Origin of the sequence: Halomonas sp. BC1, assembly GCF_002078135.1 — a bacterium.
In the GTDB taxonomy this organism is placed as follows: domain Bacteria; phylum Pseudomonadota; class Gammaproteobacteria; order Pseudomonadales; family Halomonadaceae; genus Vreelandella; species Vreelandella stevensii.
Genome location: NZ_LFGS01000017.1, coordinates 23,482 through 43,756, shown reverse-complemented (window position 1 = coordinate 43,756; position 20,275 = coordinate 23,482). Strand labels below are relative to the sequence as shown.

Sequence of the window (20,275 nt, the reverse complement as noted above, 5' to 3'; positions counted from 1 at the left end):
TACGGGCGCTGGAAGCGCAGCTGGAGGCCAGCGGGCTACCGCGCAGCGCGGCGCTGCTGTGGGCCGCCGCCGCGATGAACGAGTTTCACCGTCTACGGGTGCAGGTCACGCCTCACCCGGAGGCGGATGGCTTGCTGGCCGCGCTGGCCCAGCGCTATCGGCTGGCTGCCATCACCAACGGCAACATTCATCTCAAGCGCCAGCCGCTGGCCGCCCACTTTCCCATAGCGATTGCGGCCGGTGAGTTGCTCGCCCCCAAGCCGGACCCCAAGCCGTTTTTGACCGCGCTCGAACGGCTCGCGACCGTGCCTGCCCGGGCCATGCATGTGGGCGATTCGTGGCAAGAGGATGTGCTGCCCGCGCAGCAGTTAGGCATGCACGCGGCCTGGGTGGCCGAACGTGGCGATCAGGCGCTGCCCACCCGAGTGCATCGCATTGCCCACGTGAAGGAGTTGCCAACGCTGATTGCATGGCTGGAGCAGCGCCGCTGAAGACGCACCTGACGCACGCTCAGTGTTCGGTTTCTTCGGGCGTGTGCAGCCAGCGGTCCAGGGTCTGGGAAAGCGTGTCCACGCCCTGACGCTTGAGGGAGGAGAAGAGCTGTACCGAGACCAGGTCTTCCCACTCTTTCAGGCGTGAACGAACCTTCTGCAGCGCCGCGCTGGCAGGCCCTTTCTTCAGCTTGTCGGCCTTGGTCAGCAGAATATGTACCGGCATGCCCCGCTGGTCGGCGAACTCCAGCATCATCTGGTCGAATTCGGTGAGCGGGTGACGCACGTCCATGAGCAGGACCAGGCCACGCAGGCTGAAGCGGCCGCGCAGGTACTCGGAGAGGTGCTGCTGCCACTCGATCTTGACCGCTTCCGGCACTTTGGCATAGCCATAGCCGGGCAGGTCGACCAGGCGGCGACTTTCATCGTTCATCACGCTGAAAAAGTTGATCAGCTGGGTGCGCCCGGGGGTGCGCGAGGTGCGTGCCAGCGCGTTCTGCTGGGTCAGCGCGTTGATGGCACTAGACTTGCCCGCATTGGAGCGCCCGGCAAATGCCACTTCGGCGCCGGTGTCGTCCGGGCACAGGGCCAGCGTGGGGGCGCTGATCAAGAATCGCGCAGTAGGGTAGTTCAGTCGTGGGACTGGGCTATCATGAAGGGTAGACATGATGGTGTTCCTGAAAACAGACATGAAAGAGGGCTCATCGAGCCATCCTGCAGGGATCGCCAAGGTACCGCGACGAATTACCCCAAAAGCAGACATGGACTTGCATTCCCGCCGCTTGGGTGATTCGTTATAATGCATGAGGTTTATAACTGCGACCTGGGGCGCTAGTGTACCATCGCGTTCTAGCCAGCAGCGACCAACAACCTGTTGTTCGTTTCGGCGGAGCTGACCCTGGTAGTGTGCAGAGCCTGGGCAGCGCCCAGGGTGCGTACCAGTCAATAATCAAACGGCATAGTGGAATAGCAATGAGAAAGTTACTGGCAAGCCTGGCAATTACCATGGGTGCCGTTGGCACCGCTCACGCCCAAACGGACTATGAAGCCGATGCAGATGCGGCCGCAGGCCGCGAAATGGCACAAACCTGCGCCGCCTGTCATGGCCAAGCGGGTATCAGCCCTTCGGGCGCTTTCCCCAACCTGGCTGGGCAGCAGATGTCCTATCTGGCCAAGCAGATCATGGACATTCGTGACGGCGACCGCCTGGTGCCCACCATGGCAGGTCAAGTAGACGACTTCTCCGACCAGGACGCCTGGGACGTGGCGGCCTTCTTCGCCGGTCAGGACGCCAACCTGGGTCAAACCAGCGATGAAGACGCCGAGCTGCTCGCCCGCGGTGAAGAGCTGTATCGCGCAGGTGACATGAGCAAGGGCATTCCTGCCTGCAGCGCATGCCATACGCCCACCGGTGTCGGGATCGGTAGTGCCGTCTATCCGGCGCTGTCGGGTCAGCACGTGGAGTACACCATCTCCACTCTGCAGGACTTCGCATCAGGCGAGCGTACCAACAGCCCCAACAACCTGATGGGCGATATCGCTTCCAAGATGAGCGATCGTGACATGGAAGCGGTTGCGAACTACGTATTGGGCCTGAACTAAGCGCTCGATGCCGTGCCCCATCCTGCGCTGAACCGGCAGGGTGGGGAACCTGCCTGTGCAAGCGGTGGTCTTAGCCTCGCCCTTGTTGGCTCGCTTATTCTGGAGAGTTCTCGCTATGTTGAAAACGTTGATGGTCGCCCTGGCTGGTCTAGGTCTTTCCGCTGCGGTCAGTGCCCAGGAGTTGGTGGAAGGTCAGCACTACACGCTGCTGGCGTCTCCGGTCGCCACGCAGGTGGAAGAAGGCCAAATTGAAGTGACCGAAGCGTTCTGGTTTGGCTGCCCGCACTGCTACCGGTTGCAAGAGCATGTCAGCGACTGGTACGCCACGCTGGAAGACGACGTCAGTGTGATCCACATGCCGGCCACCATGGGCGGTGACTGGAATACCCACGCCACGGCCTTCTACGCCGCTCAGTCGCTGGGTATCGAAGAAGAAATGCATGGCGACTTCTTCGATGCCATCCATCAGGATGGCCGCTCTCTGACCGACCCGGACGACATTGCCGAGTTCTTCGCCAACTACGGCGTCAGTGAAGAAGAAGCCAAGCAGGCGTTGACCGCTTTCAGCGTACGCAGCGATGTCAACAAGGCCAACAGCCGCATGCGTGAAATGCGCCTGATGGGGGTTCCGGCCATCGTGGTGGATGGTCGCTATGTGGTATCGCCACAAACCGCAGGCAGCCTCGAGAACATGCCTCGCATTGCCGATGCCCTGGTGGAAAAAGTGCGTAACGAGCGCGCTCAATAACCGTGCTCGAACACGGCACTACCGGTGAGCCTGCGGGCTCACCACAGGCGCCCGCCGCTCCCTTGCTGGAGCGGGGGCACCTGCGCCTGCTGACGTTCAATCTGCAGGTGGGTATCCAGACCTCTGCCTATCACCATTACCTCACCCGCAGCTGGCAACATTTCTTGCCGCATCCCCAGCGCTTGAAGCGCTTGGCGATGATGGGCAACGTGCTCGAGCAGTTCGATGTGGTGGGCCTCCAGGAGGTGGATGGCGGCAGCTTTCGCTCCAGCCGTGTCAACCAGGTGGAGTTTCTCGCCGCCCAGGCAAAATTCCCGCACTATTTTCAGCAGCTGAACCGCAACCTGGGGCAGTTCGCTCAGCACAGCAACGGGCTGCTGTCGCGGCTGGTGCCGAGCCGTATCGAAGAGCATCGGCTGCCAGGGCGAGGCGCGATTCATGCCCGCTATGGCGATGGCCCCGATGCCCTGCACATCTTCGTGGCCCACTTGGCCTTGAGCCACCGTGGCCGAGTACGCCAACTGGACTACCTCAGCGACATCATTCAGCCGCTGCGCCATGTGGTCGTGATGGGGGATCTCAACTGTACGCCGGATCAACTGCATGCCCACGAGCGTTTCAGCACGTCGTTGCCGCTACATCCGGTGAAGCCGCTGCTCAGCTACCCCTCTTGGCAGCCGCGTAGGGCGCTGGATCATATTCTGCTGTCCCAAACGCTGGAAGCCGCAGAAGTGCGCGTGCTGGATCATCTGTTTTCCGATCACTTGCCCATCGCGGTCGACCTGCCCTTGCCCGCAGCCTGCGTCAGTGCGCTGGCAGAGGCCGAGCACGCGCAAACCCATGGGCGCCCATAGCCAGACGTACGGCCCAGACGGATGGATAAGCGTTTAATCCCGTGAATAGGGATGACGTCAGGCCCAGAATCAGCGATGATTCTGGGCCGTTTTTATTCATGCTGGGACATCTGCTATGCCGACGAGTGCTCAAGAGCCACGTTTATTGCGTTGGCTGGACTGCGTAACCGAGGGGATTGGCCGAGCCATTGCTTGGCTGGTGATCATCATGATGCTGGTCCAGTTTGCCATTGTCATTATGCGCTACTGGCTGGGCATCAACAGCATCGTCATGCAGGAGTCGGTGATGTACATGCATGCCGCAGTGTTCATGCTCGGCGCCGCCTGGACTCTCAAGCGCGATGGCCATGTGCGGGTCGATATTTTCTATCGCCGCCTATCGGCGCGTGGGCGGGCCTGGATCGACCTGTTGGGCACGCTGCTGCTGCTGATTCCGGTGTCGCTCTTCATTGCGTTCAGTAGCTACCGTTACGTGCGTAGCAGTTGGGCCATCCTGGAGCGCTCGCCGGATGGCGGCATTCCCGGTGTTTATCTGTTGAAAACGCTCATGCTGGTGATGGTGGCGCTACTGCTACTGCAGGCGGTGGCGCAACTGATTCGCCAGACCTTGATATTGCGCGGCAAACTGACCACCACGCCCCCTACTCATGAGGAGATCATCTAGTGCTGGCGACCTTATTAGACATGATGCCGCTGGTACTCTTTGCGGCGGTCTGTCTCGTGTTGATGCTGGGGTATCCGGTGGCGCTCTCGCTGGCGGGCACCGCATTGGCCTTTGCCGGGTTCGGTATGCTGCTGCAGTCCATGGGCGTGGACGTGCCCTTCGAAGCGCGCATGATGAATGCCATGCCCAACCGGCTTTACGGCATCATGACCAATGCCACGCTGCTGGCGGTGCCGCTGTTCGTGCTCATGGGCGTGCTGCTGGAGAAGTCGCGGGTAGCGGAAACGCTGCTGGACGCCATGGCCATGGCCTTCGGCGCGCTGCGCGGCGGCCTGGGTATCGCGGTGGTCATCGTCGGCATGCTGCTGGCGGCTTCTACGGGGATCGTCGGGGCCACGGTCGTCACCATGGGGCTTCTGTCGCTGCCTACGATGCTGAAGCGCGGCTACTCGCCCGCGCTGGCCACGGGCACGATCTGTGCCACGGGTACGCTGGGGCAGATCATTCCTCCCTCGATTGCGCTGGTGCTGCTGGGCGACGTACTTTCCAACGCCTACCAGCAGGCGCAGCTCTCCATGGGCGTGTGGAGCCCGAAAACCCTGTCGATTGGGGACTTGTTCATTGGCGCATTGGTGCCCGGCCTGTTGCTGGTCGTGGTGTATATCCTCTATCTGCTGATGGTGGCATGGTTGAAGCCGGAGGCGGCACCGGCGGCGGACCGCGCAGCGCTGAAGGCCGAGCTGGGACACACCGGGAGCATCTGGCCGCTGCTGTTGAAAGGCTTGCTGCCTCCGGTACTGCTGATCGTGGCGGTGCTTGGCTCGATACTGGGGGGCTTTGCAACGCCTACCGAAGCGTCGGCGGTGGGCGCGTTTGGCGCGCTGGTACTGGCGGCGACCAATCGCCAGCTGAGTATCAAGATGCTCAAGGAAACGCTGCACTCCACGGCGCAGGTCACCAGCATGGTGTTCCTGATTCTGATTGGCGCTGCGCTGTTTTCACTGGTGTTTCGCGCTTACGGTGGTGAAGAGCTGGTCACCGAGCTGTTCGAAGCCATGCCGGGCGGCGTGGTCGGGGCCACGCTGGTGGTCATGCTGGTGATCTTCCTGCTGGGCTTCATTCTCGACTTCATCGAAATCACCTTCGTGGTGGTGCCCATCGTCGGGCCCGTACTGCTGGCCATGGGCGTAGACCCCATCTGGCTGGGCATCATGATCGCGGTCAACCTGCAAACCTCGTTTTTGACCCCGCCGTTCGGTTTTGCGCTGTTCTACCTGCGCGGCGTGACCCCGGCCAGCGTGCCGACCTCGGCCATTTACAAGGGCGTGATCCCGTTCATCATTCTTCAGTTGGGCATGCTGTTGGCGCTGGCGATTTTCCCCGGCATCGCCACTTGGCTACCCTCTGTTCTCTAAGAGGTGAGGAGCGTCATGATTGCCAACGTATTGACCATCGCTGGCTCCGACCCCTCGGGCGGGGCGGGCATTCAAGCGGACCTGAAGACCTTCTCGGCGCTGGGCACCTATGGCACTAGCGTGATCACGGCGCTGACGGCACAAAATACCTGCGGTGTCGCCGGGGTGCATGGCGTCCCGGTGGCGGCCATTCGCCAGCAGTTGGAGCACCTGTTGGCCGATGTGCACATCGATGCCGTAAAAATTGGCATGGTGGCCAGCCGCGACGTGGCACAGACCATTGCCGACGTGCTGCAGCAGCGTCGCCCGCGCTGGATCGTGCTGGACCCGGTGATGGTCGCGAAGAGCGGTGACGTGCTGGTGGACGATGCTGGCATCCGCGCCGTGCGCGATATTCTGGTGCCGCTGGCGGATGTGATCACTCCCAACCTCCCCGAAGCCGCAGTGCTGCTGGACCGCGCGCGGCCCGCGTCGCTGGAGGACATGGAGTCGCTGCTGCCAGCGCTGGTGGCCTTGGGCGTGCCTTACGTGGTGCTCAAGGGGGGGCATCTACGGGGCGAAACCTGTCCGGATTTGCTGGCGTCACCTCAGGGCCAGCGCTGGCTGGCCGCCGAGCGGATTGCTACCGACAACCTGCACGGCACCGGCTGTGCGCTGTCATCGGCGATCACGGCGTGCCTGGCGAGGCTGCCCGCTCAGGCAAGCAGCGAAGCTCCCATCGAGGCGATCACCACCGCCAAACAGTGGTTGCACGAGGCCCTGGCCGCCAGCGAGCGGCTCAACGTGGGCCAGGGGCGAGGGCCGGTTCACCACTTCCACGCCTGGTGGTAACGGCGCTGGGGGGCAGCTTGATCTGGGGCATGCGCGGATAAAGTCGGCTTGCGAGATGCGCAAACGGGCACCATGCTGAAGGGTGCCCGTTTCATCCAACCGACTGCGCTATTCGGCCAAGGAGCATGCCCATGTCTCGCTCGCTGCTGTTTGCCTCCGATCTTTCCCGGGAAAATCGCGCCGCGTTCGCACGCGCGCTGCGCCTTGCCCAGGAGCAAGGTGCTTCCCTGAACACGCTGCACGTGCTCGACCCTTATCTGCCGCATCGCACCCTGCATGACCTGGAACAGGCCATCAGTGATGATATCAGCGCCACGCTGACGGATTTAAGTGAAGACTACGCTCTGGCGCTGCCTCCGCTGATGATCCAGACCGTGGTGGGCGAGCCCCATGCGGAAATCGTCCGCGAGGCCCACGAGCGTCACGCATCGCTGATCGTGCTGGGTATGCATCGCAAGCGCGGCCAGAAGGAGCTACTGCAGGGCACCACCATGATGCGCGTGCTGCGCAGCGCGCCGTGCCCGGTGGTCATCGCGTTCACCCCGCCTACGCAGGCCTGGCAGCATATTGTGGTGCCCATCGACTTTTCACTGACCGCACGCCAGACGCTCAAGGAAGCCCTGATACGCTTCCCGGAGGCGCATATCACCCTGCTGCATGCCTGGAGCCTGCCGGGCGAGCGTGAGGTGGGTAATCAGGCCTTCTACGCCCAGTGGCGAGACCATGAGGTCAACCGGCTGCGCACGGCGCTGGACAACGAAGTCGATAGCCTGATGGACGAACTGCAGGGCGTGCCTGATACGCAGCTGGTACTGGAGCCGGGCAACCCCTGCGATGTGCTCGGCGACTATATCAAGCGCCATTCGCCTGACCTGGTGATGCTGGGAAGCCGCAGCCGACCCCAGCAGCCCAACCCGCTTACCGAGATGCTGCTGAGCGAGCCGCACTGCGATGTGATGATCTGCCGCCCCTGGTAGCGCCGCCAGTCCTTTGGTTGTGCGGAACCTTTACGCATAACATGGGCATGTATAGCGTAGGGGTTTCTGTTCCGTCTGCCTTGGGAGGAAAACACCGCGCGGCGACTCAAGCAATCCACTCCGTTCACCACAGCGCGGCTAGCAGTTCGACCGTGTGGTCGAAGACCAGGGCCAACGCTACATCCTGCTAGGCAGTGGCGTGTTCCGCTACATGATCTGGACGGCCTGCGCGGGGGCCTACTATCAGCTGGAAGGCGAAAACGAGCCGCAACCGCTGGGCGAAGGTTTTCGGGATGCCCTGTTAGGGCGCCGCTGAACTGCGCTAGACTCTTGCCTTTCAGCCATTCCAAGGGTAGCCGTAACGTGAAGGCTTTGATTCAACGGGTAACCACCGCCAGCGTGACGGTGGAGGGGCAGGCCATTGGCGCTATCGATCACGGGCTCGTGGCGCTGATCGGCGTCGAAAGAGGCGACAGCGAGGCTAATGCCGACAAGCTGTTGCACAAGTTGCTGAATTACCGCGTGTTCAGTGACGAGACGGGCAAGATGAACCATAACCTGCAGCAGGCCCAGGGGGGCTTGCTGCTGGTGTCCCAGTTCACGCTGGCCGCCGATACCCGCAAGGGGCTGCGGCCGGGTTTTTCCAGCGCCGCACCGCCGGAGGAGGGCGAGCGGCTATTCGATTACCTGGTGGCGCGCGCGCAGCAAGCGGGCCCACCGGTGGCCACTGGGCAGTTTGGCGCCGACATGCAGGTGGCGCTGGTCAACGATGGCCCGGTGACCTTCATGCTGGAAGGGTAGCGGAAAAACCTCAGGCGTTTTCGCTGGCCAGCAGTTCGGCTTCCATGGCTTCCAGCGCCTCTTCGGCGGCTAGCCAGGCCTGCTCGGTGCGCTCCAGCTCGACCTTGGCATCGGCTTGCCGGGCCAGTGCCTGGGTCAGTTCCGCCTTGCGGGCGCTGTTGGTATACAGCGTGGCATCGGCCAGCACGGTTTCGACTTCCTCCAGCGCCGCCTGGGCCTTCTCCATCTGTTTTTCGGCCTGATCACGAACCTTTTTCAAGGGTCGCAGCTTTTCACGCAGCTCGGCGGCGGCCTTGCGAGCGGCCTTGCGGTCGGTAGTGGGTTGCTGCCCTTGGCGCTCGCTCTTTTCACTGCGTGCGTCGCGTCGGCTCTCTTCCAGGCGTGCTTTCAGCCAGGCGCGGTAATCCTCCAGGTCGCCATCGAACGGCTCGACCCGATGGTCGGCCACACGCCAGAACTCATCGACCGTGGCGCGCAGCAGGTGACGGTCGTGGGAGACCAGGATGACGGTGCCCTCGAACGCGGCCAGCGCTTCAGTGAGCGCTTCGCGCATTTCCAGGTCCAGGTGGTTGGTCGGTTCGTCCAGCAGCAGCAGGTTGGGTTTTTGCCAGGCCACCAGCGCCAGCGCCAGGCGCGCCTTCTCGCCCCCCGAGAAGGTTGCCACCTCGCCGAAGGCGTCATCGCCCTTGAAACCGAAGCCGCCCAGGAAGTTGCGGATTTCCTGATCGCTGGCGGTAGGAGAGAGCCGCTGGACGTGGACAAACGGGGTGGTGGTCACGTCCAGCCCTTCCAGCTGATGCTGGGCAAAGTAACCAATCGCCAGATGTTCGCCGGGCACCCGCTTGCCCTCCAGCAGGGCCAGCTCGCCGGTCAGCGATTTGATCAGCGTGGATTTGCCCGCGCCGTTGGGCCCCAGCAAGCCAATGCGGCTACCGGGTAGCAGGGTGATATTGACCTTTTCCAGCTGCGCGACATCGGCCGCTTCGCTGCGATATCCCAGGGTTGCCTGGTCCAGCACCAGCAGGGGGTGAGAGGTTTTGTCGGCGGCGGGCAGCGTGAAGTGGAAGGGCGAGTCCACGTGCGCCATGGCGATATCTTCCATGCGCTCGAGCATCTTCATGCGGCTCTGGGCCTGGCGAGCCTTGGTCGCTTTGGCCTTGAAGCGGGCGATGAAGCGCTCTATTTCCTCACGGCGTGCCTGCTGCTTGGCGGCTTCGGCCTGCTGGAGCGCGAGCTTCTCGGCGCGGGTACGCTCGAAGCGTGAGTAGTTGCCCCGGTAAAGCTCCAGGGTCTGCTGATGCATGTGGACGATGTGGTCACACACGGCATCCAGGAAGTCGCGGTCGTGGGAGATCAGCAGCAGCGTGCCCGGGTAACGTACCAGCCACTGCTCCAGCCACAGCAGTGCATCCAGGTCCAGGTGGTTGGTCGGCTCGTCGAGCAGCAGCAGGTCGGAAGGCATGAACAGGGTGCGGGCCAGGTTGACTCGCATACGCCAGCCACCGGAAAAATCGGAAAGCGGGCGCTGCAGGTCGGCCTGTATGAAGCCCAGCCCCACCAGCAGCTGGGCGGCGCGGGAGGCGGCGCTGTAGCCATCCAGCGTCTCGATCAGGCCGTGCAATTCGGCTTCACGGTGGGCATCCCCCGCCTGCTGGGCGGCCAGCAGGTCGGCTTCGGCCTGGCGCAGGGCATGATCGCCATCCAGCACGTACTCGACGATGGGCCGGTCCAGCGCTTCCACTTCCTGAGCCATGTGTGCGATACGTTGGCCACCGCTCATCTCTACATCGCCCTGGTCCGGGCCCAGCTCGCCCAGCAGCAGCTTGAACAGGCTCGACTTACCCGCCCCGTTGGCCCCGATGATGCCTGCCTTGACCCCGTTGTGCAGGGTCAGGTCGGCGCTTTCCAGGAGCGTTTGCGTACCTCGTTGCAGGGCGACTTGGCGCAGTGCGATCATGCTTTCTCCCGAAACCAGTGGGTAAATTCATGGATTCTAACCGATTGCAGGACTTGCAGCAGGCTTTGCAGCATCGTTCGTTGTGGGATTTTGCGCTGGCCTTTTACGCCCAGCCCGGTGTGGAGCAGGCGTGCTTGACGCTACAGGACGCCGCCGACGTGGATGTCTGCGAGCTGCTGCTGCATGGATGGCTGTATTGCCACGGCCTCCAGGCCAGGCGCGAGGCGCTTGCCGATATCAGCCGTGAGCGAGCGCACTGGCAGCGCCAGTTTACCGAGCCGTTACGTCACCTGCGCCGTGAATTGAAGCCTCAGGCGGCTGAGGATGAGGCCATCGATGCGTTGCGCAAGAGCATCAAAACTGCCGAGCTGCAGGCCGAGCGTGTAAATCTTCAACGTTGGCAGCAGTGGGCGCAGGCTTCCGAGCATGTCTCACAGCGTTTGGAGGAAGTTGATGATAGCATGCAAGATCGTAGCATTTGGCTGCAGAATAGGCTCTTTTTTGCCAAATTTGACAACGCTTCGTTGAGTGGTTCACGCGTATGCGATGGCATCTCCCCTGCGCTTGAATGTCTGGCAAGTCAGCTTGACCACTGTAAATCACCACGCTAGCCTGAAATTAAGCTGTTTTTGAATAACCTGTGACCACTTGTGTGGCAATCGCCCGCTAACCCACAGCAATGAATCCAGCAGCCATAAATCACCAGCAGCCATTAATCGATAGGTGAAAGCGTTTCTGCGTGTTAGCGGTTGATCAGGACAGCACTGGACAGACAACACTAACTTCATGCGCACTCTTGGAGCGCGCTACCACTGTCAGGGAACTCTGTATGAAGCCAAACAAGTTTGTTTCGACCCGCTCACTCACCACGAAACTCATCACGTCCGCGAGCGTAGGTGCTCTGCTGCTGGGCCTGAGCGCCGCTGCGCAGGCAGATAACTGGCGTTATGCCCACGAAGAGTATGAAGGCGACGTTCAGGACGTCTTCGCCATGGCGTTCAAGGAGTACGTGGAAGAGAACTCCGACCACACCGTCCAGGTATATCGTTTTGGCGAGCTGGGCGAGTCTGACGACATCATGGAGCAGACCCAAGCGGGTATTCTGCAGTTCGTCAACCAGTCGCCTGGTTTCACGGGCGCACTGATCCCCGAAGCGCAAATCTTCTTCGTGCCTTACCTACTGCCCACCGATGAAGAAACGGTCATCGAATTCTTCAACTCCAGCACCGCGATCCATGAAACCTTCCCGGAGCTCTACGCGGAGCAGGGGCTGGAGCTGCTCAAGATGTACCCAGAAGGTGAGATGGTCGTCACCCTCGACGAACCGTTTACCTCGCCAGACGAGCTGCGTGGCAAGAACATCCGCACCATGACCAACCCGCTGCTGGCGGAAACCTATCGCGCCTTCGGCGCCAGCCCCACGCCGCTGCCCTGGGGTGAGGTATATGGTGGCCTGCAAACCAACATTCTGCAGGGCCAGGAAAACCCCATCTTCTGGATCGAGTCGGGCGGCCTGTATGAAGTTTCCCCCAATCTGGTGTTCACCGGTCATGGCTGGTTCACCACGGCCATGATGGCCAATCAGGACTTCTTCGAAGGTCTCTCGGAAGATGATCAGCAGCTGGTACGTGATGCCACGGAAGCGGCTTACGAGCACACCATGGAGCACATCTCGGGCTTGGCTGAGGAGTCACTGGAGAAAATCCAGGCCGCCTCGGATGACGTGACCGTGACGCGTCTCAATGAAGAGCAGATTCAAGCCTTCCGCGAGCGTGCGCCCCAGGTAGAAGAGCGCTTCGTGGAGATGACGGGCGAGCGCGGTGCGGCACTGCTCGAGCAGTTCAAGGAAGACCTCGAAGCCGTGACCAGCAACTGATTCATGGCGAGGGCCTGGCAGGAGTGATGCCCACAAGGCCCGCAAATGCGTGAAAGCAAAAGGGGTGGCCAAGTGCTGCCCCTTTTTTGTTCACCCCTTGGTGAAGAGCAACACCCATCTACCGTGACGCAGGTGCGGCTAATCAGCGTTGAATGGTGTGCTGGTTCAAGCCGCTACAGTAGCAAGGTAGACCGACAAGTTTAACGGGAACAGAGAGGAACAACTCCAATGGATATGAGCGAAGATGATGTTGCTGAAAAACAGTATCGCTCTATGCTGCCTGGGCTGCTGGGTACCGTTGATACGTGGATCAGTAAAATGGAGGCCGTGATTCTGGCGACGGGCGTCATTCTGATGGCGATCAATACCGTGGCCAACGTCATTGGTCGCTTCGTGTTTGGTGAGAGTCTGCACTTTTCCGAAGAGGTCAACCGTATGCTGATCGTGCTGGTGACCTTTGCCGGGATTGGCTATGCCGCTCGGCATGGTCGGCATATCCGCATGTCGGCGATCTACGATGCGCTGCCCACAGGAGGGCGCCGCGCGCTGATGATTGTCATCAGCCTGTTCACGGCGCTAGTGATGTTCGTGCTGTGCTACTTCTCGATTGGTTACATCGATACCATTATGGGCCGCGGCCGCAGCCTGCCCTCCACGGGCATTCCGGCCTGGTGGATGTACGTCTGGGTGCCCGTGGGCTTTGCCGTCACCGGCATTCAATACGTCATGACGGCGATCACTAACCTGCTTTCGAAGGATGTGTACCTGTCCACGCATGTGGTGGACGGCTACAAGGACACCGAAACCGAAGTCTAGGCAGCGAGGAAACACGCATGACTGCAACGATAATTACCATCATGATCGTGCTGCTGCTGCTCGGCTTCCCGATGATGATTCCCTTGATGACCGCGGCCTTCGTGGGCTTTTTCATGAGCTTCGGCGGCCTGGGGCAGATGGAAACGCTCATCCAGCAGATGATGCGCGGTATCAGCCCCACCGCGCTGATTGCGGTGCCCATGTTCATTCTGGCAGCCGACATCATGACCCGCGGGCAGTCGGCCAACCGATTGATCGACATGGTGATGACCTTCGTGGGCCATATCAAAGGCGGCCTGGCCGTCAGTACGGCGGTCTCCTGTACGCTGTTTGGTGCCGTGTCCGGGTCTACCCAAGCGACCGTGGTGGCCGTCGGCTCCCCGTTGCGTCCACGTATGCTGAAGGCTGGCTATAAAGATCCCTTCACCCTGGCGCTGATCATCAACTCCAGCGACATCGCCTTTTTGATACCGCCCAGTATCGGCATGATCATTTACGGGGTGGTATCACAAACGTCGATTGCCGAGCTGTTCATTGCTGGTATCGGTCCGGGCCTGCTGATTTTGGCCATGTTCTCCACGTATTGCATTATTTACGCCATCGTCAACAAGGTGCCCACCGAGCCCAAGGCCAGCTGGAAAGAGCGAGCCGTGGCCGTGCAAAAGGCGCTTTGGCCACTAGGTTTTCCAGTGCTGATCGTCGGTGGTATTTACGGCGGGGTGTTTAGCCCGACCGAGGCGGCGGCGGCCTGCGTACTGTACGCCTTCCTGCTGGAATTCGTGATTTTCCGCTCGCTGAAGCTGCCGGACATGTTCACCATTGCCAAGTCCACGGGGTTGATCACCGCCGTGGTGTTCATCCTGGTGGCGGCAGGCAACGGCTTCTCGTGGATCATCTCGTTTGCCCAGATCCCGCAGACGATCCTGGGTACCTTCGGGATCAACGAAGCGGGGCCCGTGGGCGTACTGGTGGCTATTTCGATCGCCTTCTTCGTGGCCTGCATGTTCGTCGATCCCATCGTGGTGATTCTGGTGCTGACCCCTATTTTCGCGCCAGCGATTGCGGCTTCGGGGCTGGACCCGGTACTGGTGGGGGTACTGATCACCCTGCAGGTGGCCATTGGCTCGGCGACGCCGCCCTTTGGGTGTGACATCTTTACCGCCATTGCGATTTTCAAGCGGCCTTACCTGGAAGTGATCCGCGGCACGCCGCCGTTCATTTTCATGCTGATCCTGGCCGCGGCTCTGGTCATCATGTTCCCGCAAATTGCGCTGTTCCTGCGCGACCTTGCTTTCCGCTAGCCACAGGAGCGCTTATGTTCAATCGCATTTTGATTCCTGTCGATGGCTCCAAGGGGGCCATCAAAGCACTGGAGAAGGCCGTTGGCCTGCACATGCTCACCGGCGCAGAGCTCTACCTGCTGTGCGTGTTCAAGCACCACAGCCTGCTGGAGGCCTCGCTCTCCATGGTTCGGCCCAACAAGCTGGACCTGCCGGACGATGCCTTGAAAGAGTACGCCACTGAAATTGCGGTGCACGCCAAGTCGCATGCCATCGAGCTGGGAGCCGACAGCCTGCGCGTGCGCGCTTTCGTCAAGGGCGGGCGACCTTCGCGCACCATCGTGCGCTTCGCGCGCAAGCGGGAGTGCGATTTGATCGTGATTGGGGCACAGGGCACCAATGGCGAAAAGAACCTGCTGCTGGGCAGTGTGTCCCAGCGCGTGGCTGGGGCGGCACACTGCCCTACGCTAGTGGTGTAAACCTCTGCGGCATCCTGTTGTCTGAAGGGGACGCCTGAACAACACCCGCCGCGTCAGGTAATGCAGCCTGACGCGGCGGGTGTTAGTCTTTAGGGATTCGACAACACGTTGGCGCGCTGCGCCGCTGGATAAGGTTTTTCCATGAAAGCACTTGTGACTTCTACTGCCCTGACGGGTTTATTGCTGGTAGCACCGTTCGCCGCCGCGGCCCCCGAGACCGATGAGCAACGCTTGGCTTACAGCCTGGGGGTGACGTTGGGCGAGAGCATGCAGGCGGATATCGAAGACCTGGATCTCGATGCCTTCACCGATGGTATGCGCGACGTGTTCGACGGCAATGAGCTGGCGATGAGCGAAGAAGAGATGATGGAAGCGCTGATGACCTTCCAGGAGAGCTCCATGGAGGCCCGCGAACAGCAGGCCGCTGAAATTGCCCAGCTGAACCTGGAAGAAGGCCAGGCCTTCCTGGCAGAGAACGCCGAGCGTGAGGGTGTCGAAGTCACCGCGTCGGGCCTTCAATATGAAGTGCTGGAGTCTGGCGATGGCGCCACGCCTGGCCCTGAAGATACCGTGGAAGTGAACTACGAAGGCATGCTGCTGGATGGCACCGTGTTCGATAGCTCCTTCGAGCGTGGCCAGTCGGTCAGTTTCCAGGTGAATCAGGTCATCGAAGGTTGGCAGGAAGCGCTGCAACTGATGAGCGTGGGCGACAGCTGGATGCTCTACATCCCTGCCGAGCTGGCTTACGGTGAGGGTGGCCAAGGGCCGATTGGTCCGAATGAGATGCTTACCTTCCGCGTTGAACTGCTGGGCGTCGAATAACTCATGCCTGCCGCCATTGCTTATCGCCTGCTCGGCGTATTGATGCTCATGGGCGGCAGTGCTGCCCATGTGCAGGCGGACACGCCGCCAGCTGACCTGCCTGCGTTGGGTGCGATGCCCGAAGCTGCGTCGGTGGTGGGTGTTTCGTCGGGTGGCTACATGGCCACGCAGTTGGCCGTTGCCTGGCCAGAGCATTTCAGTGGCTTGGGGGTGCTGGGCGCAGGCCCCTGGGGCTGCGCCCAGGGGGCGCTGAGCCTGGCGCTCAACCAGTGCATGATGACTCGCCGAGGTTTGCCCGCGCTGGATACGCTGGAACAGCGCCATGAGCGTTATGCGGCGCTGGAGCAAGTAGGCAGTCGTGACGCGTTGCGCCAGCTCAGAGCCTACGTGTGGCACGGCGAATCCGACGCAACGGTATCTCCCGCGCTGGGTGATCTGTTGGCCAAGCAGTGGCAGCGCTGGTTGGCAGAGCCCGACGAGCAGCTGCGCTATGTGCAGCGTGAGAATACCGGCCACGGCTGGCCGGTGGCGATGCCCAAGGATGCCCCCATCGACCCCCAATCCCTGGGCGACTGCCATCTGGGCGGCGGTAGTCACGTACTGGCCTGTGGCGACAATGTGGCCGCCGATATGCTGGGCTGGCTCTACCCCGAACGGCCCGTGCAGGAGAGTGAAGGCGAGTTACGGCGCTTCGATCAGTCCGAGTTTGCCGTCAAGGGCTTGGCCGATTCGGGCTATGTCTTCGTGCCTGAGGCGTGTGACGCGGGAGGCTGCCCCGTCACCGTGGCGTTGCATGGCTGCCAGATGAATGACCAAGCGATTGGCGACACCTTTGCTCGCTATAGCGGCCTGAACCGCTGGGCCGAGGAGCACGGGCAGATCATCCTCTACCCCCAGACCGAAAGCAGCATGGCCAACCCGCAAGCCTGTTGGGACTGGTGGGGGTTTGCCGAAAGTACATGGCAAATCAACCCTTTGCATGACACCCGAGAAGGCACGCAGGCCAAAGCCCTAATAGCCATGGTCGAGCGACTCCAAGAGGCGCCCGACGCTCCCGCAGAGGAAAGCACGCAGGAGGCGGACTAGCCGCCCAGCTCGCTCTCCAGGGCAGATTTCAACCCATGGGGGGTAGGCGAATAGAGCACCCGCTGCAGGATGGTTCCCTCACGGTTCACCAGAAACAGTGACGCACTATGGTCGATGGTATAGGCCATGGCGGAATCCGGCGCCTCGACACGGCGCCAGATGATGCCATAGCGCTCGGCAACATCGCTCAACTGTTCCTGGCTGCCCACCAGCCCCACAAACTCCTCGCCGAAAAACTGCATGTATTCACTCATGCGCTCCAGCGTATCGCGTTCCGGGTCCACGGTGATCATCACCGGTACTACACGCTCACGCTGCTGTTCGTCCAGCTGTGACAGCACTTGGCGCTTCACGGCCTGGTTCATGGGGCAGACGTCTGGGCAATAGGTGTAACCGAAAGAGACCACGGCGATCTCGTCGTCACTCAGTTGGGCCAGCGTAAAGTCGCCGTGGGTGGAGGGCATGGCAATGGGGCCACCTTGCGGCTCGCCGTCGTTCGACGGGGTGGCCAGCTGGTACATCCCGACGGCGCTGATCGTCAGCAGTACACCCAGCAGTGCCAACCCCCACACCAGCGGTTTACGTTTATTTGCTGCCGCCATGCCTTCAGCTCCTTGTGACATCGAAATCGAACCAGCTACCCAGCTTGCCCTCGGGCGTATCGAGAATGACCCGAGCCCGCCAGGGCATGACGTCCTGGGTGCAAATGCCTACCTGCCCCTGGCCGTGGAAATGGCCGGGCGCCGTTTCGTTCAGCGTGAAACGGTGCAAGCCCATGTCCATGTCTCGGCCCACGAAGTCGACGGTCACCTGGTTGGCGCTAACGCCGTCCACTTCGACGTCCAGAGGCAGCACTTCCAGCGCCTGGATACGCCCATGGGCATCGATGGAGAGGGACAGGTGCCCCTTGTCTCCCAGCGTTGCCGAACATTGGCTAGTATGCAAGTTGCACTCACCGCTGGGCGAGAACCAGACCACATCGCTGTCGCCCTTCAGCCAGTTGGCAAAGACATACCAGGTGCAGGCCGCCAGCGCGAGGCCCGTGACCAATATCAACACTTTTAGCGCTGGAAAACCCGTCGGCTCGACGGGTTCAGGCAATTTCTTCATGGCAGAATAGTCGCTACGCAAGCCGTGAGGCGGGGAAGTTGGATTCATGGTAACAGCTATCCAGCGGATGTCGCTGTGCTGGGATGTCGCACTTGATAAGGAAACCAAATGGAGAGTATTACGGGCGCGCTTGGCCCCCTGTTTCTACTGATTCTGCTGGGCGTTCTACTAGGCAACCGCCGCTGGCCCAGCAGTGAGTTCTGGGTACAGATGGAGCGCTTGATCTACTTCGTGCTGTTCCCCGCCATGCTGGTGGGCACGTTGGCTACCGCGGACGTCAGTCAGGTGCCTGTCGGGCGGCTGGCGCTGGTGCTGCTGGGGGCGATGGCCCTGTTCGGTATGGCGCTCTGGCATTTTCGGGGCTGGTTGGCTTTGGAGCCAGCGGCGTTCACGTCCGTCTTCCAGGGGGCCGTGCGCTTCAATACCTATGTGGGTGTCGCGGGGGCCGCCGCACTGCATGGCAGCCTGGGAGCCACGACGGCCGCTGTGGCCGTGGCGCTGATGGTGCCTATCGTCAACGTGATGTGCGTCGCCAGCTTTGTGGCTGCGGGCACCCTGGGCAGTGCCAGCGTGGGCAAAAGCGCCCTGGCGCTGATCAAGAATCCGCTGATTCTGGGCTGTCTGGTGGGGATTGCCTTGAACGTGAGCGGCATCGGCCTGCCCGGCTGGAGCGAAGACACCGTCTCGCTGCTGGGGGGTGCTGCCTTGCCGTTGGGACTGGTGGCGGTCGGGGTGGCGCTGCGCCCGCGTGCGTTGCTGCGCTTTGACCGCGGTGTGTTGGCCACCAATACCATCAAGCTGGTGCTGATGCCTGTATTGGTGCTGGTATTGGCCTGGGCGTTGAGGCTGGACCCCGTCAGCCGAGACGTGGCGCTACTCTTTGCGGCGCTGCCCACGGCCACATCGGCCTATATCCTGGCGCGACAGCTGGGCGGCGATGCCGAGCTCATGGCGGCGATCATCACTGGACAGACGCTATTGGCGATGCTGACGTTGCCGATATGGCTGCAATGGGTGGGGGGATAAAAATAAATAAAAACCATTAGCATTTGAGTTGACGGATTAAATGAGAACTATTACATTATGGGTGTGGCGTTTGATGAGACGCCACAGGCCAAGACAGAAACCGCCAGTTTCCTGTCATGGTTTCTCCCTCTCATTGCTAGTCACGGTCTTTTGCCGCTCCATTGGAGCGGCTTTCTTTTTTTATGCAGGTAATTCGCCAGAGTGTCGTTTATTAGACTTCGCCCTTCATCCAGGCATTTAAGTCATCGAAAAACGCTAAGCACTGGCTAAGCTGCTCAATTTCGATAAACTCATCGGGCTTGTGGGCTTGGCGAATAGAGCCGGGCCCAAGAATGATCGATGGGATTTCGCCATCGATCTCGAAAACGCCCCCTTCAGACCCATAAGAGACCTTGCCACCACTTTTGGGAAGGATGGGTTCAAGCTGTTTGAACATCTCGCTGTCGGTAGCGTCTCCCATGGCGGGGTAGGCAAATAACTCTTGCCACTCAATGGCGGCATCGGCGGATTGGCGCTGCATTTCAGGCAGCAGGGCAGCCTCTATATCGTTGATTAGCGCTTGGATATCCGTGGCTGCTGCTTCCTGGTCGATGCTGCGTAGCTCAAAGGTAAAGCTACAGGTATCGGGGGTCACATTGGTTGCCACACCGCCTTCTATCAAGGTGGTCAGCGTGGTGGCGTGGGGAACGGTAAAGTCGTGGTCGAAGGGGCCCTCCTGCTCATATCGTCGTGATCGTTCGGCGATCATGGTGATGATACGCGAGGCATACTCCACCGCATTGACATGTTGAGGGGAAAACGACGAGTGGCCCCCTTCACCGCGCACCGTCACCCGCATCGCGATCTTGCCTTTCTGGCCGTTGATCAGCTTCATTTCGCTGGGTTCGCCAATAATGGCCAGTGCCGGTGGCACCCGGAGCTTGGCAAGGTAGCGTGCGATGGCTGGAGCACCTAGGCAACCCACTTCCTCATCATGCGAGAAGCAGAAATAGAATGGGCGCTTGAGCTCGCCGTTGGCAAATGCTGGCGCCGCCGCCATCACACAGGCGGCGAAGCCTTTCATGTCGCAGGTGCCACGCCCAAACAAGCGGCTGCCGCGCTGCTCTAGTTTGAAAGGTTTGCTTTGCCAGTTCTTCGGATTGGCGGGGACGACGTCCGTATGGCCAGAGAGAACGATGCCAGGCACGTTGGCGGGCCCCAGACGGGCGACCAAATTGGCTTTTTCGCCGCTTTCATCGGGTAGCAGCGTTACCTCCGCGCCAAGAGCGGTGAAGCAAGCTGCCATGTGATGAATAAGCTCAAGATTGGAGTAAGCGCTGGTCGTGTCGTAAGCAATTAAATCAGCGAGATGTGATACCGCGGCTTCCAACTGCGGGTGAGCGTTAGGCGTAGCACTAGCTTGCATAGCGTTAAATCCTTGGCAATAGGGAAAACTGTGGC

Annotated in this window: 23 protein-coding genes; 18 read left to right on the top strand and 5 right to left on the bottom strand. The window is 60.9% G+C overall.

Annotated elements, in window-relative coordinates:
- A partial coding sequence (locus B7L72_RS13250; protein ID WP_081194923.1) for an HAD family hydrolase occupies window positions 1-491 on the top strand: 491 nt, incomplete at its 5' end.
- A gap of 19 nt (window positions 492-510) precedes the next feature.
- Here the strand turns inward: B7L72_RS13250 and yihA are convergent.
- Window positions 511-1,158, bottom strand: coding sequence for a ribosome biogenesis GTP-binding protein YihA/YsxC (gene yihA / locus B7L72_RS13245; RefSeq protein ID WP_016915456.1), 648 nt, complete (start codon window positions 1,156-1,158; stop codon window positions 511-513).
- A gap of 305 nt (window positions 1,159-1,463) precedes the next feature.
- On the opposite strand from yihA, the gene B7L72_RS13240 reads away from it, so the two are divergent.
- The 9 genes from B7L72_RS13240 (at window position 1,464) to dtd (ending at window position 8,383) form a co-directional block, all read left to right on the top strand.
- Window positions 1,464-2,093 (top strand): c-type cytochrome, encoded by a 630-nt coding sequence (locus B7L72_RS13240; RefSeq protein WP_081194921.1) that lies wholly within the window; start codon window positions 1,464-1,466, stop codon window positions 2,091-2,093.
- Between the two features lie 115 nt (window positions 2,094-2,208).
- Window positions 2,209-2,841 carry a thiol:disulfide interchange protein DsbA/DsbL gene (locus B7L72_RS13235; RefSeq protein WP_081194919.1) on the top strand — a complete coding sequence of 211 codons (633 nt, stop codon included), beginning with the start codon at window positions 2,209-2,211 and terminating at the stop codon, window positions 2,839-2,841.
- A gap of 2 nt (window positions 2,842-2,843) precedes the next feature.
- Entirely contained in the window at window positions 2,844-3,695 is an 852-nt protein-coding gene (locus tag B7L72_RS13230; RefSeq protein ID WP_081194917.1) for an endonuclease/exonuclease/phosphatase family protein, read from the top strand.
- Window positions 3,696-3,810: 115 nt separating this feature from the next.
- Window positions 3,811-4,359 carry a TRAP transporter small permease subunit gene (locus tag B7L72_RS13225; protein ID WP_081194915.1) on the top strand — a complete coding sequence of 183 codons (549 nt, stop codon included), beginning with the start codon at window positions 3,811-3,813 and terminating at the stop codon, window positions 4,357-4,359.
- The gene (locus B7L72_RS13220; protein ID WP_081194913.1) at window positions 4,359-5,774 is read left to right on the top strand and encodes a TRAP transporter large permease subunit; all 1,416 of its coding nucleotides are present in this window, start codon (window positions 4,359-4,361) and stop codon (window positions 5,772-5,774) included. The genes B7L72_RS13225 and B7L72_RS13220 overlap by 1 nt, the downstream gene beginning before the upstream one ends.
- A gap of 15 nt (window positions 5,775-5,789) precedes the next feature.
- Window positions 5,790-6,605, top strand: a complete 816-nt coding sequence (gene thiD / locus B7L72_RS13215) for a bifunctional hydroxymethylpyrimidine kinase/phosphomethylpyrimidine kinase (protein WP_081138604.1) — start codon at window positions 5,790-5,792, stop codon at window positions 6,603-6,605.
- A gap of 131 nt (window positions 6,606-6,736) precedes the next feature.
- On the top strand, window positions 6,737-7,582 hold the full coding sequence (locus B7L72_RS13210; RefSeq protein WP_081194911.1) for a universal stress protein: 846 nt from the start codon (window positions 6,737-6,739) through the stop codon (window positions 7,580-7,582).
- Between the two features lie 154 nt (window positions 7,583-7,736).
- Window positions 7,737-7,898 (top strand): hypothetical protein, encoded by a 162-nt coding sequence (locus B7L72_RS18600; protein ID WP_016915449.1) that lies wholly within the window; start codon window positions 7,737-7,739, stop codon window positions 7,896-7,898.
- A gap of 47 nt (window positions 7,899-7,945) precedes the next feature.
- Window positions 7,946-8,383 carry a D-aminoacyl-tRNA deacylase gene (gene dtd / locus B7L72_RS13205; RefSeq protein WP_081194909.1) on the top strand — a complete coding sequence of 146 codons (438 nt, stop codon included), beginning with the start codon at window positions 7,946-7,948 and terminating at the stop codon, window positions 8,381-8,383.
- Window positions 8,384-8,393: 10 nt separating this feature from the next.
- On the opposite strand, the gene B7L72_RS13200 is transcribed toward dtd, so the two are convergent.
- On the bottom strand, window positions 8,394-10,340 hold the full coding sequence (locus tag B7L72_RS13200; RefSeq protein WP_081194907.1) for an ABC-F family ATP-binding cassette domain-containing protein: 1,947 nt from the start codon (window positions 10,338-10,340) through the stop codon (window positions 8,394-8,396).
- 29 nt (window positions 10,341-10,369) lie between these two features.
- Here B7L72_RS13200 and B7L72_RS13195 point away from each other — a divergent pair, with 29 nt between their 5' ends.
- From B7L72_RS13195 to B7L72_RS13165, 7 genes are all read left to right on the top strand, one after another.
- Window positions 10,370-10,951 (top strand): TIGR02444 family protein, encoded by a 582-nt coding sequence (locus B7L72_RS13195; protein ID WP_254893821.1) that lies wholly within the window; start codon window positions 10,370-10,372, stop codon window positions 10,949-10,951.
- Between the two features lie 218 nt (window positions 10,952-11,169).
- A complete protein-coding gene (locus B7L72_RS13190) occupies window positions 11,170-12,216 on the top strand; it encodes a TRAP transporter substrate-binding protein (RefSeq protein WP_081138609.1) in 1,047 nt (348 codons plus the stop codon).
- 228 nt (window positions 12,217-12,444) lie between these two features.
- Complete coding sequence (locus B7L72_RS13185) at window positions 12,445-13,032, top strand: TRAP transporter small permease (protein WP_016915444.1); 588 nt, start codon at window positions 12,445-12,447, stop codon at window positions 13,030-13,032.
- A 17-nt stretch (window positions 13,033-13,049) separates the two neighbouring features.
- A complete protein-coding gene (locus B7L72_RS13180) occupies window positions 13,050-14,333 on the top strand; it encodes a TRAP transporter large permease (RefSeq protein ID WP_016915443.1) in 1,284 nt (427 codons plus the stop codon).
- Window positions 14,334-14,347: 14 nt separating this feature from the next.
- The gene (locus B7L72_RS13175; RefSeq protein ID WP_016915442.1) at window positions 14,348-14,791 is read left to right on the top strand and encodes a universal stress protein; all 444 of its coding nucleotides are present in this window, start codon (window positions 14,348-14,350) and stop codon (window positions 14,789-14,791) included.
- A 141-nt stretch (window positions 14,792-14,932) separates the two neighbouring features.
- The gene (locus B7L72_RS13170; RefSeq protein WP_081138611.1) at window positions 14,933-15,613 is read left to right on the top strand and encodes an FKBP-type peptidyl-prolyl cis-trans isomerase; all 681 of its coding nucleotides are present in this window, start codon (window positions 14,933-14,935) and stop codon (window positions 15,611-15,613) included.
- Between the two features lie 3 nt (window positions 15,614-15,616).
- Complete coding sequence (locus B7L72_RS13165) at window positions 15,617-16,699, top strand: PHB depolymerase family esterase (RefSeq protein ID WP_081194903.1); 1,083 nt, start codon at window positions 15,617-15,619, stop codon at window positions 16,697-16,699.
- Here B7L72_RS13165 and B7L72_RS13160 read toward each other — a convergent pair.
- Window positions 16,696-17,301, bottom strand: a complete 606-nt coding sequence (locus B7L72_RS13160) for an SCO family protein (RefSeq protein WP_081194901.1) — start codon at window positions 17,299-17,301, stop codon at window positions 16,696-16,698. The two genes, B7L72_RS13165 and B7L72_RS13160, sit on opposite strands and share 4 nt — an antisense overlap.
- A gap of 4 nt (window positions 17,302-17,305) precedes the next feature.
- The gene (locus tag B7L72_RS13155) at window positions 17,306-17,857 is read right to left on the bottom strand and encodes a hypothetical protein (RefSeq protein ID WP_249273261.1); all 552 of its coding nucleotides are present in this window, start codon (window positions 17,855-17,857) and stop codon (window positions 17,306-17,308) included.
- Window positions 17,858-17,917: 60 nt separating this feature from the next.
- Between B7L72_RS13155 and B7L72_RS13150 the strand changes: the two genes are divergently transcribed.
- Window positions 17,918-18,835, top strand: a complete 918-nt coding sequence (locus B7L72_RS13150) for an AEC family transporter (RefSeq protein ID WP_081194899.1) — start codon at window positions 17,918-17,920, stop codon at window positions 18,833-18,835.
- 211 nt (window positions 18,836-19,046) lie between these two features.
- Here B7L72_RS13150 and argE read toward each other — a convergent pair whose 3' ends face one another.
- A complete protein-coding gene (gene argE / locus B7L72_RS13145) occupies window positions 19,047-20,240 on the bottom strand; it encodes an acetylornithine deacetylase (RefSeq protein ID WP_081138618.1) in 1,194 nt (397 codons plus the stop codon).
- Between the last annotated feature and the right edge of the window lie 35 nt (window positions 20,241-20,275).

What these genes read in the sequence shown, in the direction of transcription:
- B7L72_RS13155 (WP_249273261.1), bottom strand. Translation starts at nt 17,857, where the DNA reads ATGAATCCAACTTCCCCGCCTCACGGCTTGCGTAGCGACTATTCTGCC.
- yihA (WP_016915456.1), bottom strand. Translation starts at nt 1,158, where the DNA reads ATGTCTACCCTTCATGATAGCCCAGTCCCACGACTGAACTACCCTACT.
- B7L72_RS13160 (WP_081194901.1), bottom strand. Translation starts at nt 17,301, where the DNA reads ATGGCGGCAGCAAATAAACGTAAACCGCTGGTGTGGGGGTTGGCACTG.
- B7L72_RS13195 (WP_254893821.1), top strand. Translation starts at nt 10,370, where the DNA reads ATGGATTCTAACCGATTGCAGGACTTGCAGCAGGCTTTGCAGCATCGT.
- B7L72_RS13225 (WP_081194915.1), top strand. Translation starts at nt 3,811, where the DNA reads ATGCCGACGAGTGCTCAAGAGCCACGTTTATTGCGTTGGCTGGACTGC.
- B7L72_RS13210 (WP_081194911.1), top strand. Translation starts at nt 6,737, where the DNA reads ATGTCTCGCTCGCTGCTGTTTGCCTCCGATCTTTCCCGGGAAAATCGC.
- B7L72_RS13240 (WP_081194921.1), top strand. Translation starts at nt 1,464, where the DNA reads ATGAGAAAGTTACTGGCAAGCCTGGCAATTACCATGGGTGCCGTTGGC.
- B7L72_RS13180 (WP_016915443.1), top strand. Translation starts at nt 13,050, where the DNA reads ATGACTGCAACGATAATTACCATCATGATCGTGCTGCTGCTGCTCGGC.
- B7L72_RS13170 (WP_081138611.1), top strand. Translation starts at nt 14,933, where the DNA reads ATGAAAGCACTTGTGACTTCTACTGCCCTGACGGGTTTATTGCTGGTA.
- thiD (WP_081138604.1), top strand. Translation starts at nt 5,790, where the DNA reads ATGATTGCCAACGTATTGACCATCGCTGGCTCCGACCCCTCGGGCGGG.
- B7L72_RS13235 (WP_081194919.1), top strand. Translation starts at nt 2,209, where the DNA reads ATGTTGAAAACGTTGATGGTCGCCCTGGCTGGTCTAGGTCTTTCCGCT.
- B7L72_RS13175 (WP_016915442.1), top strand. Translation starts at nt 14,348, where the DNA reads ATGTTCAATCGCATTTTGATTCCTGTCGATGGCTCCAAGGGGGCCATC.
- B7L72_RS13185 (WP_016915444.1), top strand. Translation starts at nt 12,445, where the DNA reads ATGGATATGAGCGAAGATGATGTTGCTGAAAAACAGTATCGCTCTATG.
- B7L72_RS13150 (WP_081194899.1), top strand. Translation starts at nt 17,918, where the DNA reads ATGGAGAGTATTACGGGCGCGCTTGGCCCCCTGTTTCTACTGATTCTG.
- B7L72_RS13190 (WP_081138609.1), top strand. Translation starts at nt 11,170, where the DNA reads ATGAAGCCAAACAAGTTTGTTTCGACCCGCTCACTCACCACGAAACTC.
- argE (WP_081138618.1), bottom strand. Translation starts at nt 20,240, where the DNA reads ATGCAAGCTAGTGCTACGCCTAACGCTCACCCGCAGTTGGAAGCCGCG.
- B7L72_RS13200 (WP_081194907.1), bottom strand. Translation starts at nt 10,340, where the DNA reads ATGATCGCACTGCGCCAAGTCGCCCTGCAACGAGGTACGCAAACGCTC.
- B7L72_RS13165 (WP_081194903.1), top strand. Translation starts at nt 15,617, where the DNA reads ATGCCTGCCGCCATTGCTTATCGCCTGCTCGGCGTATTGATGCTCATG.